Origin of the sequence: Agrobacterium sp. BT-220-3 (assembly GCF_025910175.1) — a bacterium.
Taxonomy (GTDB): Bacteria; Pseudomonadota; Alphaproteobacteria; order Rhizobiales; family Rhizobiaceae; genus Agrobacterium; species Agrobacterium oryzihabitans.
Genome location: NZ_JAPAIX010000002.1, coordinates 557,338 through 571,304 on the forward strand (window position 1 = coordinate 557,338; position 13,967 = coordinate 571,304).

The following is a 13,967-nucleotide window of genomic DNA, read 5'->3' on the forward strand; positions in this document are numbered from 1 at the left end:
GCCGATGACAAAGGCCGAGTCCCCGCAGCTTCACAGGCCGCGCCATCTGGCGATGTTAAATCTAGAAGAATGGCGGACACGAAACCGCTTATTGCGGCGGGCGCACCCTAAAAACTCACTCGATGAAAACCCGCACGCTCGAAGCGCGGCCATCGGCGTCGATCACCGTCAGTGTCGAAAATCCCTGTCCCTCAGGCCGCCATTCGCTGTTGCGGCGAAGGGACACATCCGGCAGGGGCATGCCGTTGGCGAGCCAGCGGAAAGGCGCACGCCCGCCCTGCAGCTTCAACACCAGCGGCGAAATGCCCGACTGGCTGGAAAGCTCGACCCTTGCCCCTTCCGGCGGGTAAACAATGCGGGGTGCACTTTCCCGTCTCGATGCGGAAAGGAGACCGCTTGCGGTCAGGGTGAAACGCCGCTGGTTGGCGGGAAGGTCGCTCACGGCGACGCGCGCGACGCCGGAAGGTGCCGCCGGCATCGGTGTGATTGCCACGCCGGATTTTTCGAAAGCCTCGAACAGAATAGGGGCCGCGGTCGCGTAACCGGCAATGCCGGGCACCGCACCGTTGTCGGCACGCCCGACCCAGACCCCGAGTACATGCCGCCCGTCATAGCCCACCGACCAGGCATCGCGATAACCATAGCTGGTGCCGGTTTTGTAAGCGATGCCGCGCTGCTTCATGCCAAGCGGCGGCAGCACGCCGGAGAGAATGTCGGAGATATTCCAGATTGCTGCATCGGAAAACAGCCGGTCGCCCCCCAGTCGTTCTGGGAAGGAGCGGATACCGTCACCGAGCTGCACGGGATCACTACTGCCCGCAAGTCCTGCATAAAGCTGCACCAGATCAACAAGCGAAATACCCGCGCCACCGAGCGCGATGGCGAGCCCCGGCGCCTCGTTTGCGGGAAGCACGAGCCTCACGCCCGCCCGCCGGAAACGCACCATCAGCGCAGACGGGCTGACCGCATCCAGAAGCTTGACGGCGGGCACGTTGAGCGACAGTTGCAGCGCCTGCCGGATGCTGACATCGCCCTGATAATGCATGTCGAAATTGCGCGGGCGGTAACCGGAAAAATCAGCTGGGCGATCCTCGATGATGGTTTCCTGCCCGATGAGGCCGTTTTCGAAGGCGAGACCATAAATGAACGGCTTGAGGGTGGACCCCGGCGAGCGCACGGCCCGGCTCATCTCCACGAAACCGCGTCTTGCCGTATCGAGATAATCTGCCGAGCCCACCTCCGCCAGAATATCGCCGGTCTGCGCATCGGCCATGACGATGGCGACGGATACCCTGTCTCCCAGCTTTTCCGCCGCATGGCGGGCAACACCTTCCAGTTCCCGCTGGATTGGCAGTTTCAGCGTGGAATGCACCTCAGTAACATTTGGAAATTTCGCCCGCGCGGCAACGGCCATATGCGGCGCATAGGATGGCAGATCCCGCCGGCTGGCGGGCACGCCCGCAAGACCCGACCTTTCCGCTTCCCCTTCGCCCACCACACGCTCGACGGCAAGGCGCTGCAACACGCGCTCCCGCGCCTGCCTTGCCGCATCCGGGAAACGGTCCGGACGGCGCTTTTCCGGCAATTGCGGTAGCGCCACGAGCAGGGCGGCCTCGGCCGTATCGAGCCGCGCAGGTTCCTTGCCGAACCAGGCGAGGCTTGCGGCGCGAATGCCTTCGAGATTGCCGCCATAGGGCGCGATATTCAGATAAAGATCGAGAATCTCCGCCTTGCTGAGCCGTCTTTCGATCTGGAGCGCACGTGCGGCCTGCAAAAATTTCGCCGAAAACGACCGGTCGGCACGCGGTTCGATCAACCGTGCCACCTGCATGGAGAGCGTCGATGCGCCGGAGACGATCCGGCCATTGCTCGCCAGTTGCCAGGCGGAGCGCAGCAGTGCCCACGGGTCGACGCCGTGATGCTCATAGAAACGCTGATCCTCATAAGCGACCAGCATGCGCAGAAATTGCGGATCGACCTCGGCGGCGGTGGTTTTCAGCCGCCAGCGGCCATCCGATGTCGCGAAGGCGCGCAGCAGCCGGCCGTCGCGGTCCAGCACCTCGAAGGACCGCTGCCGTGCGGCGTCCAGCGGTGGCGGATAGGCCTTGTCCAGCGCATCGAGGCCGAAGGCCGCGCCGCCTAAAAGCAGCGCGGCCGACACGATGCCGACGATGATCGCTTTTTTCCGCCTCATGGGGTTGCCGAACGCACCTCCATGCGGCCCGTTGCCGTGCGGGCGGCAAATTGCGGCCGGTACATATCTTCCACCGACGCTGCCGGATGATCATAGGTGCCGGGGGTGACGGCGCGCACCACATAGGCCAGTGTGATTTCGGAACTGTCACCGGCTGAGCGGTCGAAGGCCGCAACGAACCGGTCATAGCGGAATTCGGTATGCGCGGCTTCCGTTTCCGGCAACCAGTCGAAATTCGAAAGGGCTGCAGAATTGACGAGGTTCGGATTGTCGATCTCGAAACCGGAAGGCAGAAGGTCGGTTACCAGAATACGCGACTGCCAGTTATTTTGCGGCACGACATTCAGCACGACCACATAACGCTCGTTCTGCGCCACCTCGCTCGGGTTCACTTCCTCGCCATCCATCGAATAATAGGTGCGGGTGATGGTGAAGCCCTCGCCACCGGCGGCAAGTGGTTGCGCCGGCGGTGCGACCGTGGTGACGACAGCCGTGACGGGATCGGCCGAAGCATTGGCAATTTTTAAAGGAGCGGCCAGCAATTCGTCGCCGCTCATCCGCTTGCCGAAGCCGCCGGTCTGCAAATCGCCGTTCACATCGAGGCGGATATCCTTGTCCTCACCTTTGACGGCGCGGGCAGCAAGCAGCATCCATGCCTGCTCCTGCGTGCTGGTATAGGGTTTCTTTTCCCATTCCTTCGCAACCGCACCGGCAAGCTGCGGCACAACGGCCGGAACCGGGCGGCTTTCCGCCGCAAGCGCCAGAGTCGCCGCGCCATCACGCAGGGCGGAACCATAATCCGCCCTTGCGAAGCTCACATTGGTGGCACGGCTCGCCATATCGAGCGACGCGCCAAACACAGCCTTCGAGCGGGCCTGATCGCCATAAAGCGAGAGTGCTGCGGCAACCTGCGCCTTGGCAAGCGGCGTCGGGAAATCGGCAAGCGCCGTATCCGCGTAATATCTGAGATCGTTGATCGCCGCCTTGCGGTTGCGTGCCAGCACATAGAGCGAATAGGCGATCTCGTTGCCGCGGTCCTTGACATTGCTGTCATAGGAAAGGCCGTTCTGCAGGTTGTTCAGCGCCTGCACCATGGCCTGTTCGGGAACGTCGTAATTCTGCTCGCGCGCCCTTGTCAGGAAGTCGCTGATATAGGCATCGAGCCACAGATCACCATAACCGGGCGACCAGAGGCCGAAACTGCCGGAACTCGACTGGAAGGAGAGCACCCGATAGATCGCCTCCTGCACGCGTCGGTGGGTATCGGGGTCTTCGGCGATGCCGCTATCCTTCGTCATTTCCGAAAGATAAAGCAGCGGCAGGGCGCGGCTCGTCGTCTGCTCGGCGCAGCCGTAGGGATATTTGTCGAGCATCATCACCAGCGCCGGAACATCGAAGGCTGGCGAGCGCGTGACGTTGACGGCGACGGACGAGCCGAGAAGCATGCTGTCAGCCAGAAGGTCGCCATTGATCGTCAGGCTGCTATTGGGCGCAATCTTGATCTCACGCCGCGTCGTGACCGGCAGAACGGCCGGGCGCACCGGAACGTTCAGAACCTGTTCCAGCGAAATACCGGCAGCATTGGAAACCTTGATGGTGATTGCGCCATTGCCGGGCTGTTCGCCCGTCAAGGGAACGGTCAGCGAAGACTTGCCCCCCTTTTGAAGCGCCAAGGTCTGCGACATCTCGCCCTGATCGACCGTCAGGGCCGTGTTGCTCGTCACATCCAGCCGGTAGTCGCCGGCCTCGCCATCGGTATTGGCGATATCGAGCCGCAATTGCGAGACATCGCCGGGCGCGAGGAACTTCGGAGCACTGGCGGTGACCACAACGGGATCGCGGATGACCGCATCGGAGACAGCGTGTCCCACGCCCGTCTTTGTCCAGGCGACAGCCATGATGCGCGCCGTGCCGTTGAACTGCGGAATGTCGAAGCTCACGGTCGCCTTGCCATCCGCATCCAGTTCGACAGGTCCCGAGAAGAAGGCCACGAGCTTTTCGGTGGGCGGGCTGCCCTGCAATGCTGCGCCCCCGCCATCGCCGCCCGTGCGCAGGCGGCCGGTGGCGCCAAGCGAACCGTCGATCAGGCGGCCATAGAGATCGCGAATTTCCAGCCCAAGCCGGCGCTGGCCAAAATACCATTCATCCGGCTTCGGCGGCTCATAGCGGGTAAGGTTCAATATGCCGACATCCACCGCCGCGACGATGGCATAGGCCTTTTCGCCCACGCCCGCACCGGCGACGCTGATGGGGATTTCAAGCGGCTGGCGCGGCAGCGTCTTCTGCGGCGCGCCAAGTGTCACGGCAAGCTTGCGCTCGGCCGGATCGACGGCAAGCCACTTGATGCCGATGGCGCGCATCGGCATACGGCTTTCCTGCGCATCGCCCGGGCGGAACAGCGTGGCCGTGACATAGGCACCCGCGCCCCATTCCTCGGTAACGGGAATGTCGATCTCGCCGCCATCCTCACCGATCTCAGCATTCTGCACGGAAATCAGCTTTTCGGAACCGGAGGTGACCATCAGCTGACCGGCAAAACGCGACGACACCTTGAGTTTCGCGGTATCGCCGATCTTGTAGCTCTGTTTGTCCAGCGCGATTTCCAGCGCATCCGGCGTTTCTGTCGAGCTTGCCTCGACGTAGAAACCGGCATCGAATTCGACGCTGGAAACCGGGGCGCCATTGCCGGCACCTTCCACTTCCAGCCGGTAACGGCCCCAGGTGACGGGCACGGAAATCTCCGCGCCATTGGCATCGACGGAAAGCGTGCCTGTTTCGGTCTGCTTGGTATATTCCACCGGCTCGTAACGCCAGGAATTGCCCTGGCGGTACCATTGGTAGTTTCGCTCGACCTTGATGAGTTTCCAGTTGAGACCGCTCATCGCCTGTTTCGTGCCATCGGCTGAGACGCCGACGATGTGGAAACGACCGACGGAATTCTGCGCGAGATCACCCGAAAATTGCGGCTTGATGCCGATCATCGACGCCTGCGCCTTCACCGGCAGCGTCAGCGAGCGTTCCACGGCGCGGCCACCGGCCTCACGCATGCGCACGGTGATATTGGCCGAAAGCAGCTGCGTCGTGGACGGAAGATCGGTCAGATCGACATTGAAGCTCGCCTTGCCTTCGTCGTCCAGCGCTGGCAGGTCGGCAAGCGTGGTGCGGTTTTCCTCTTCGCTTTCCTCATCGGCCAGACCGAAGAAATACCCCTCGAAATCGGCGCTCGTGCGGGTCGGCTTGACGGCAACCTCGCCTTCCAGCGTCAGGCCTGCGGCGGGCGCGCCGTAGAGATAACGGCCATCGACATCGATTGCCGTTTCGGCACCCGGCTCGATCTGTTTCACTTTGCTGGACAGATCAAATTCCGTGCGATCAGGCACGAAATCATCGACCAGAAAGCTCTTTTCACTGATCGCAGCCGTTTTTGGGTCGGTGTGGATGCGCAGCGTCCAGGTGCCGCGCATGGCATTTGCCTGCAATGGCAGATCGACCGCATGGCCGCCCAGCGCCTTGCCATCACTGACGAAACGCCGGTCCTCAACGCCATCCGGGCGCGAAAAGATGAAGGTCAGCGGCAAATCTTCGATCGCCTTGCCGTCGACGTCGCGCGCAAGAGCGGCGGCATGCACGGTCTCGCCGGCGCGGTAGATGCCACGCTCGGTCCAGCTGAACACGTCGATGGCGCCGGGGGCAGCGCGCCCCGTCACGCCACGATCGGAGAGATCGAAGCCGGCACGCGTCATGTCCAGGAAGACATAATCCTTGTCACCGTTGCGCGCCGTGAGGATGGCGGGCGCCTGCGCCGCCGTGCCGCGCATGAGGCCCGCCGAAAACACTGCCCTGCCATCCGCATCCGTCTTTGCAGTACCGAGCACTTCATTGTTCTTGGCGAGCAGCTGCAAATCGACGTCCGCAAGCGGCTTGGCACTGCCAAGCGCACGGACGAAGACGTTGAGACCATCGGTTCCGGCATAGGTGGTGATGCCGGTATCGGACACGAGGAACCATTGCGTGGCGCGGGAATCCCAGGTCTCCGGTGCGGTGCCGGGCGGAACGGCGGTCAGCACATAGATGCCGGGTTTACGCTCCGGCAGGGCCTCATCCACCGGAAAGCTCGTCACCACATCCTTGTTGAGGTCGGGCTGGATGTCTATCGAGCCCTGCCAGACCAGCTCGCCGATTTCGTTTTCAATGCGGTCGGCATTATAGCCGTCCATCTGCGTCAGAAACTGCGAATTGGTGAGAAGTGCTGTGATGTTGCGGTCACCGACGCGGTAAAGCTTCAGGTTGGCCTGGTCTGCATTGACCGAAACGATGGGAATGCCGCGACGCGCCGTGCCTGGCAGGACGAAGTTCTCGCCGGTAAAGCGCACACTCGCTGCGCGGTCGCGCACGTAAATATCGAGATTGACCTGCTTTTCCAGCGGCTCTTCCACCGAGGACGGCAGGCCGGCGCGAAACGCGATCTTGTAGCGTTGGCCATGCGTCAGCCCCTCGACGCAAATCTCGCTGCCCTTCGCCTCGATGGCCTTGGGTGCGGTTCCGTCCAGCGTGACGAAGGAGGAATAATCGACGCCATTCTTTACCAGCGGTTCGGAAAACTGCACGCAGGCGCGCGGGCTGACGCTATCCGTATCGATCGTATTGTTGATGACGCGAAAACCCTGGCGCGTGCGCAGATCGGCATAGGCCGCCTTTGTCTGGGCATTATCGGAAAGCGTGAGGCTTTCCTTGTAAGCGCTGAGTGCCGCGCGATAATTCTGGGTCTTTTCGAAGGCCTGCGCCAGCCGGTTCAGCGCTTCGGTGCGGGCGCTGACCGTGCGGCTTAGCTGATAGGCGTTGATGGCAGCGGAAGCGGCCTGGCCAGTGATCGCATAATTATCGCTGACCTGCGCCGCCTTCTGCGAAAGCTCCGCCCACAGCGCGCCGTCATCGGGCGAGATCGCAAGAGCCGCCTTATAGGTTTCGACCGCATCCGGAATATTGCCCGCCGCTGCCTGTTGTCTTGCCGTTTGAAGCAGGCTTTCCAGCCCGCCTTCGCCCTGTCCCGCGTTTGCCGCAAGGCCCGTTTTCAACCGGCGCGCTTCCTGCTGCAGGCTATCCGTGACGAAGGACAGGCGTTGCGGTGCGCCGATATCGGCCTCAGCCGCCACTTCCACGATCTTGCCGGCAACCGCGCCGGGAAAGGCATTCAGCTGATTGAAATCCGACTTGAGAAAACACCATTTCACCTTGGGATTGTAGGTGAAGGCCTTGCAGGCGGTATCGCCAACGCAAATCTCGCCGCATTGGTCCAGCGAGACATTCTGTTCTGTTCTGAGATCGAAGCCGAAATAATCACCGTTTTGGGTGGTCACGACCTTGCGGGACGGCTCCGCCGCCGCGGCTGGAAGAAAAGCAATGGCGGTTGAGACCGCAACCAACGAGATCCGGACGAGCGCGCGCAACGACATCAGTTTTCTCCCCGCAACAGACATGTCGGGCGGGACTCTGGTCAAATCCACGCACGGTTGTCAACGCATCATCGTCAATTTGCGACGCGACAATGTGGAGAGACCGGAGGGTCAGGGAAAGGTTAGTCTTCGATTTTCCGCGCTTCGGAAATCAGCATGATCGGCACGCCGTCCCGGATCGGGTAGGCAAGTCTGGCGCTCTCGGAAATGAGTTCGTTGCGGGCCCGGTCGTAGGAAAGCCGCCCCTTTGTCAAAGGGCAGACCAGCAGCTCCAGGAGCTTGGGATCGACATTGCTCATCCTGTCGTCCATGGCGGCGACCCTACTGCAGCACGTTGCCGCCCTCGCCCGATCCCTGGGCAAGAACGATTTCGGTGATGGCGATCAATGTTTCGGCCCGCGTTTTCAGATCGGGTGCTTCCAGCAGCGCCTGCTTTTCGGCCGGCCCGAACGGAGACATCATGGAGAGCGAGTTGACAAGAACACGGTTGCCCGCCCTCTCCACACTTTCCCAATCCGCCTCCAGCTGGTTGGCATCAAGAAACGCGCGGAACACCCGCAGCAGGTTTTCGCGGTCCACCGCATCCTCATCATATTCACCGGAAAGATCGGCGATGAAAGGCGCATGGCGGAAACTGCGATAGGGCTTGCCCGCATCCACCTCTTCCAGCAGGCGGAAACGGCACACACCGGTGAGCGAGATGATGTAACGGCCATCCCCCGTTTCCGAAAAGGAGGTAATGCGTCCAAGGCATCCAACGGCGCTGAGAGGACCACCCTCAAGCCCCGCCTCCATGACATTAAGGGCAGGCTGCACCATGCCGATGACACGGTGGCCAGCCAGCGCCATATCGATCATGGCGAGATATCTGGGCTCGAAGACATTGAGCGGAAGATGGCCTTCCGGCAGAAGCAGGGCGCCAGGCAATGGAAAGACCGGCACGGTTTCCGGCAGGTCGTCGTTCTTCACATATCTCGCATTTCCGACATGCATGGGATCAAGCCCCCTGTTCACTGCTGCCCGGCGGACGGATCAACCGCGGTGGCCGGGATATGCCCGCATTACGAAAAGAGTAGTGCCGAAAGCTTCCTGCGACCGGCGACACTTGCCGGGTCCTTGAAGCCCCAGGCTTCGAAAAACTCCAGAAGCTGGCGGCGCGCGCCGTCATCATCGAAGGTTCTGTCCTTGCGCATGACATAAAGCAGATGATCCGCCGCCTCGTCACGCCGCCCTTGAGCGTTCAGGACCTTGGCAAGCTTTATCCGCGCCTCGAAATGATCGGGATTGATTTCAATATCGCGTTCCAGCGCCACCGGGTCGCCGATCTTGCGGGCTTCCTCATATTGCGCGATCTTTTTCGACACGAGCTGGATGCCCGCATCCTCGGCGACCTCTGCCGGCAGGGAAGACAGGAGTTCGCTTGCCCGTTCATATTGACCCACAGCGATCATGCATTCGGCAATACCGGCAATGGCGGCGGGGTTTTCAGGATCGGCCTGCATGACGGCGCCGAACAATTGCGCCGCGCCGTTGAAATCACCATCCGCCAGAAGCTGCTTCGCTTCGGTAAGAACCGCCTCGATCTCGGCCTTCGGATCACCCGCATCGGGTCCAGCGATCTTGTCGATGAACTGCTTGATCTGGCTTTCCGGCACAGCACCCATGAAGCCGTCGACAGGCCTGCCATCCAGGAACGCGACGATGGCGGGAATGGACTGGATGCCGAGCTGGCCCGGAATGGACGGGTGATCGTCGATATTCAGCTTCACGAGCTTCACGCGACCGTTGGCCTCGTTGACGGCCTTTTCAAGCACCGGGGTCAGTTGCTTGCACGGGCCGCACCACGGGGCCCAGAAATCCACAAGAACCGGCTGGCGGCGCGATTCTTCCAGAACATCCCTAGAGAAAGCGGCTGTCGTCGTGTCCTTGATGTGACCGGAGGATGCACCGTTCAGCTCGCCGCTATATTGCGCGTTGCCAGACATCTGCCCGCCATAGGAACTGCCGTAAGGATTGTTCGTGCCGCTCATGCCGGTCTCCCGTAATCTCTGTCATATTGGATAGATTGAAGCAAAGATCGTATCTCACTCGCTGACTTTCAAGACAAGCGGCGTATGACCGGTCGCCTCCAGAAAACGAATGAGATCCCTGTTTCCTATCGTCGTCGTCTGGTCATTGGAAAGCGGATGGCCATTGATCAGCTCGTTTTCCAGAAGATCGCTGTCGAGCACGAAGGTAACCTCGCCGCCACTATCGTTGATGGCGCCAAAAACCGTCACGGAACCCGGAACCACGCCCAGATATTCCAGCATTTTTTCCGGTCTGCCGAAGGATACGCGACTTGCGGCGCCAATCGTCTTGTGAACGCTCTTCAGGTCAACGACCGCATTTTCCTCAACGGTCAGAACGAAATACTGATCCTTCTTGTCCTTCACAAAAAGGTTCTTCGTATGACCGCCCGGGATGAGATCCCGCAGGGACTGGGATTCGGCGACGGTATAGACCGGCTCATGCTCCTTCGTCGTATGCGCGATGCCGAGCCCGTCCAGAAAAGCGAACAAATCCGCTGCCGTCTTCGGAGAATTTTCCGCCATATCCTGCCGCCTGCCTTTGCCGATTCCGATATCTTCACCGCCATGATTAAGGGGGCGATCCGGGCTTGGCAACGCGTGAAGACGGAACGGCTCGAAAATTCTCAATCATTTCCGCCGCTTGTCGCATTTCTCAAAGAAATTTTCGCGTTTTTGTCATTTCCCTGTTGCATTCCAAAATCGATTGAGCGATATAGCGCCCGTCGCCGCAACTGTGGCGACCCACGGTTCAGCGTACTACCCCGGACCGATGGATTTGAGCGGGTGTAGCTCAGGGGTAGAGCACAACCTTGCCAAGGTTGGGGTCGAGGGTTCAAATCCCTTCGCCCGCTCCAAACTTTCCAAAGACAGATTTTGCAGTGAAACCGCGTTGCCTCAGGCAGCCGAAGTCTCGACATATTATTCTGCGCTCACCGCCTTCACGATGTTCAATCAGCGAGTACGCCATAAAATTACCGGCGCGCTGGGAACCTATGACAGGAACGAGCGTTTCTGACGCGAGGCTCCTAACCTCAGTTCCCCTCTGAATTGCCCGCCGCGAGCGGGCATTTTTTTGGGGCAAGTGTCGCCGGCGAAAAATGAATGGCGCCGCGGAACAGCTTCCCGTGAAAGGCGTTTTCCTGCGTTGATCAACGCCGGGGAAACAACCCATGTCCGCAAATCTCAAAAGCACCGCCCTCTTTGCCGCACTCACCGTCTTCCTAGTGCCAGCCGCATCTTTTGCCGCCGACATGATCGTCTATGGCCAGGATCAGGCTCCGCGGCACAAGACGCATTATCACCAACGCGTCGCGCAAAGCGTCTATTCGAATCAGGCTGAAATGCGCTGCAGTGAGAATGTTGTGTCCTACCGATCGCCCTATGAGCGGCATAAGGAGGTGGTCACACTCTGCCATCCGCCACTAAACTGGCGCACCGGGCCATCCACCGCAACAATATGGTCGCCATGATCTTGCCATAATTCATTTGATGTGCTTTTGTTCACCCGCCCTTGTGGGAGGGGGTAAAGGTTGAGACCCGCCGGCTGCATTTGACAGCGGGCGGGTTTCCCTTTTTTTGGCGATGATTTACCCGCCGATGCACCCTGAAGGATTGCTGTAGGTTTCAGAAACCAATATTTCAGTTGCAATTCAGGGTTTTAAAGTTTTCATATAAAACCAAAGACGTGATCAAGACAGGAGCGCCAATGTCAGAGGGAATGTGGTTGAAAACCGTCGGCATCGCCGGAACGTTGATCCCGATCGGGGGCGCACTGATTGGCTTGGGGATTTATGTCGGCAATCTCAACAGTCAAATCGAAGCATCTAAAGCAGAAGTCCAAACTCTGAAAGGGCAAGTCACGCAACTGCAAGAAATCTTACAGAAAACGCAGGTGACGGGCCTTGGAGCAAAAGGGCAAAAAGGCGATAAAGGAGACCCCGGTGATGCTGGCCCTAAAGGGGACCGTGGACCGCAGGGAATTCCAGGAGAGCCCGGTATCTCCACGCCGGGAAATATTGACCTGTCACCAATCCTTTCTCGGTTAGCGGCACTGGAGCGTACTGGTAATCAGGCGCGACCAGCAACTGGAGTAGAAGTCTCGAGTTCATCTCCAGTCGCGCCATCTGTGACAGAATGCGTGCAACTCCCGCAGAAACAGACCTCGGGGACGTTCGTCATTGCTGACGGAACGAGAATTTGTGGCACAGGCGGGGAGTTTTTGGCGAAGCTTGAGGTGCAAGGGGAAACATCGCTTCGCTTTTCCAATGGCGGCTCTTTCCGAAGATGTTCCGTCTCGAACCCATGTGGTTTCTTTCAAAAAACGGCGGGAACGTTCATTCTGGATCAAGTCGTCCGGTCAACAGACGGAACGTGGATAGCCCAATTCACAGCTTACGCCAGATAGAAATTCGCTAGGAATTTCTTTCCAGACGACCATTTGTCGGGCCGTGTAAATCGGCATGCGCATCGGCCGATAATCGGCAAGGGCGGTGTGAATGGAAGAAAAAGTGCAAAGAGATTTTTGAACGCTGCGAATTAAGGCTTCAATGGCCTTCGCTTCCAACATGGTTCAGTGCCGAAATAGTGCTAATCGGGCTGAGCACGCCTTGAAGGGACCATTAAAAGAAAAATTGAAATGGTAGCGGGAGAGGGACTTGAACCCCCGACACGCGGATTATGATTCCGCTGCTCTAACCACCTGAGCTACCCCGCCACAGTGGAACCGTGACAGTCATGTGACCGTCCGCTCCATCAGGATGAGCGGCTTATAAGGTGCCGCTCCCCAAAGTGTCAAGCGCATGACGCGCAAAAAATTCGCTTTCCACACGGCGGTGAAAACCGAATTGTTTCAGGCGGCAACCGGCTTTTCCAAAAGCGCCTTCAGCGAAGCCTCGGCGTCCACTGAGCGTTCCGAACGTTCGATGAAGCCGCCACCGTAAACGCGGGCATCCGCGCCGGGTGCGGAATAGAGCACGCAGGCCTGACCGGGAGCGACACCGGCCTCACCGGTCATCAGATCCACATAGATACCGTTTTCGTCGGCATGCAACATCGCTTCGGTTGGCGGGCGGGTGGAGCGCACCTTGGCGAAACAGGCAAAGCCCTGCCCGGCATCCGCTGCAAGCTCGCCATCGCCAAGCCAGTTCATGTCGCGCAGATAGACACGGCGGGTTTCCAGCGCTTCGCGCGGCCCGACAATAACCCGGCGCCCACGTGCATCGAGATGCACCACATAGAGCGGCTCTCCGGTTGCAACACCGATGCCCCGGCGCTGGCCGATGGTGTAATGCACGATGCCGTCATGGCGGCCGAGCACGCGGCCGTCCAGATGGACGATATCGCCCGCCAATGCCGCATTCGGCTTCAGCTTGTTGATGATATCGGTATATTTGCCCTGCGGCACGAAACAGATGTCCTGACTGTCGGCCTTCTTGGCCACGACCAGACCCATATCTTCTGCCAAAGCGCGCGTCTCGGCCTTGGAGAGGCCGCCGAGCGGAAAGCGCAGATAGTCGATCTGCTCCTGCGTCGTGGCAAACAGGAACCAGCTCTGGTCACGGTCGCTGTCGATCGGGCGATAAAGCGCGCGGCGGCCGGGCTGACCGGCAACGGGGTTGGGACGCGAGCGGATATAATGGCCGGTCGCCAGCGCATCGGCACCGAGTTCCTGCGCTGTCGCGAGCAGATCGGCGAATTTTACGGTCTGGTTGCAGGCGACGCAGGGGATCGGCGTTTCACCCATCGCATAGGCTTCGGCGAAAGGATTGATGACAGTTTCACGGAACCGCGCTTCATAATCCAGCACATAGTGGGGAATGCCCAGCGTTTCGCAGACCCTGCGCGCATCGTCAATGTCCTGCCCGGCGCAACAGGAGCCGGCGCGGTGCACGGCCGCACCGTGATCATAAAGCTGGAGGGTTATGCCGAGGACATCGTAGCCCTCGCGCTTGAGGATACCGGCCACAACCGAAGAATCGACGCCACCGGACATGGCGACAACGATCCGGGTGTCTTCCGGCCTCTTGTCAAAATCGAGCGTATTCACGTTTTTTCCCATCGTCAGTCATAACGGGGGTAAAGGCCCCGCCGCCTGTCGGTCATCCGCCGCGTGAGCATCAGCCAGAAAACCGGACTGTTCTGCCTCGCCATCATGCGGATTTAAGGGCTGCATATAGAAAGGAATGGCCGCGCACGCAAGTACGGGGCGGAAAACCGCCCCGCATAGCCATCAGATTGAGTCCGTGACAG

At 59.9% G+C, this 13,967-nt stretch carries 9 protein-coding genes and 2 tRNA genes; 3 read left to right on the forward strand and 8 right to left on the reverse strand.

Features of this window, described 5'->3' with window-relative positions:
• Positions 1 to 115: 115 nt before the first annotated feature.
• From pbpC to OK142_RS09145, 6 genes are all read right to left on the reverse strand, one after another.
• The gene (pbpC, locus tag OK142_RS09120) at positions 116 to 2,194 is read right to left on the reverse strand and encodes a penicillin-binding protein 1C (RefSeq protein ID WP_498682299.1); all 2,079 of its coding nucleotides are present in this window, start codon (positions 2,192 to 2,194) and stop codon (positions 116 to 118) included.
• Positions 2,191 to 7,647, reverse strand: coding sequence for an alpha-2-macroglobulin family protein (locus OK142_RS09125; protein WP_498682301.1), 5,457 nt, complete (start codon positions 7,645 to 7,647; stop codon positions 2,191 to 2,193). Before OK142_RS09125 ends, pbpC begins: the two co-directional genes overlap by 4 nt.
• Positions 7,648 to 7,769: 122 nt before the next feature.
• Positions 7,770 to 7,958: a Trm112 family protein gene (locus OK142_RS09130; protein WP_003497541.1), complete on the reverse strand. Its 189-nt coding sequence runs from the start codon at positions 7,956 to 7,958 to the stop codon at positions 7,770 to 7,772.
• A 10-nt stretch (positions 7,959 to 7,968) separates the two neighbouring features.
• Positions 7,969 to 8,640, reverse strand: coding sequence for an LON peptidase substrate-binding domain-containing protein (locus tag OK142_RS09135; protein WP_035242879.1), 672 nt, complete (start codon positions 8,638 to 8,640; stop codon positions 7,969 to 7,971).
• 68 nt (positions 8,641 to 8,708) lie between these two features.
• Positions 8,709 to 9,677 carry a thioredoxin gene (gene trxA, locus OK142_RS09140; RefSeq protein ID WP_137039181.1) on the reverse strand — a complete coding sequence of 323 codons (969 nt, stop codon included), beginning with the start codon at positions 9,675 to 9,677 and terminating at the stop codon, positions 8,709 to 8,711.
• Between the two features lie 54 nt (positions 9,678 to 9,731).
• Positions 9,732 to 10,241, reverse strand: coding sequence for a prolyl-tRNA synthetase associated domain-containing protein (locus OK142_RS09145; protein ID WP_003497546.1), 510 nt, complete (start codon positions 10,239 to 10,241; stop codon positions 9,732 to 9,734).
• Positions 10,242 to 10,498: 257 nt separating this feature from the next.
• Here OK142_RS09145 and OK142_RS09150 point away from each other — a divergent pair.
• The 3 genes from OK142_RS09150 to OK142_RS09160 all read left to right on the forward strand — a co-directional run bounded on the left by OK142_RS09150 (position 10,499) and on the right by OK142_RS09160 (position 12,123).
• Positions 10,499 to 10,573: transfer RNA gene (locus OK142_RS09150), tRNA-Gly, on the forward strand.
• A gap of 315 nt (positions 10,574 to 10,888) precedes the next feature.
• A complete protein-coding gene (locus OK142_RS09155; RefSeq protein WP_003497549.1) occupies positions 10,889 to 11,188 on the forward strand; it encodes a hypothetical protein in 300 nt (99 codons plus the stop codon).
• 236 nt (positions 11,189 to 11,424) lie between these two features.
• Positions 11,425 to 12,123 (forward strand): collagen-like triple helix repeat-containing protein, encoded by a 699-nt coding sequence (locus OK142_RS09160; RefSeq protein ID WP_498682305.1) that lies wholly within the window; start codon positions 11,425 to 11,427, stop codon positions 12,121 to 12,123.
• Between the two features lie 232 nt (positions 12,124 to 12,355).
• On the opposite strand, the gene OK142_RS09165 is transcribed toward OK142_RS09160, so the two are convergent.
• A tRNA-Met gene (locus OK142_RS09165) sits at positions 12,356 to 12,432 on the reverse strand.
• Positions 12,433 to 12,567: 135 nt separating this feature from the next.
• On the reverse strand, positions 12,568 to 13,764 hold the full coding sequence (mnmA, locus tag OK142_RS09170; protein WP_035242880.1) for a tRNA 2-thiouridine(34) synthase MnmA: 1,197 nt from the start codon (positions 13,762 to 13,764) through the stop codon (positions 12,568 to 12,570).
• Between the last annotated feature and the right edge of the window lie 203 nt (positions 13,765 to 13,967).

Excerpts from the sequence above, each read along its gene's own strand:
- OK142_RS09135 (WP_035242879.1), bottom strand. The coding sequence starts at position 8,640 with ATGCATGTCGGAAATGCGAGATATGTGAAGAACGACGACCTGCCGGAA.
- OK142_RS09125 (WP_498682301.1), bottom strand. The coding sequence starts at position 7,647 with ATGTCGTTGCGCGCGCTCGTCCGGATCTCGTTGGTTGCGGTCTCAACC.
- OK142_RS09130 (WP_003497541.1), bottom strand. The coding sequence starts at position 7,958 with ATGGACGACAGGATGAGCAATGTCGATCCCAAGCTCCTGGAGCTGCTG.
- OK142_RS09145 (WP_003497546.1), bottom strand. The coding sequence starts at position 10,241 with ATGGCGGAAAATTCTCCGAAGACGGCAGCGGATTTGTTCGCTTTTCTG.
- OK142_RS09160 (WP_498682305.1), top strand. The coding sequence starts at position 11,425 with ATGTCAGAGGGAATGTGGTTGAAAACCGTCGGCATCGCCGGAACGTTG.
- pbpC (WP_498682299.1), bottom strand. The coding sequence starts at position 2,194 with ATGAGGCGGAAAAAAGCGATCATCGTCGGCATCGTGTCGGCCGCGCTG.
- trxA (WP_137039181.1), bottom strand. The coding sequence starts at position 9,677 with ATGAGCGGCACGAACAATCCTTACGGCAGTTCCTATGGCGGGCAGATG.
- OK142_RS09155 (WP_003497549.1), top strand. The coding sequence starts at position 10,889 with ATGTCCGCAAATCTCAAAAGCACCGCCCTCTTTGCCGCACTCACCGTC.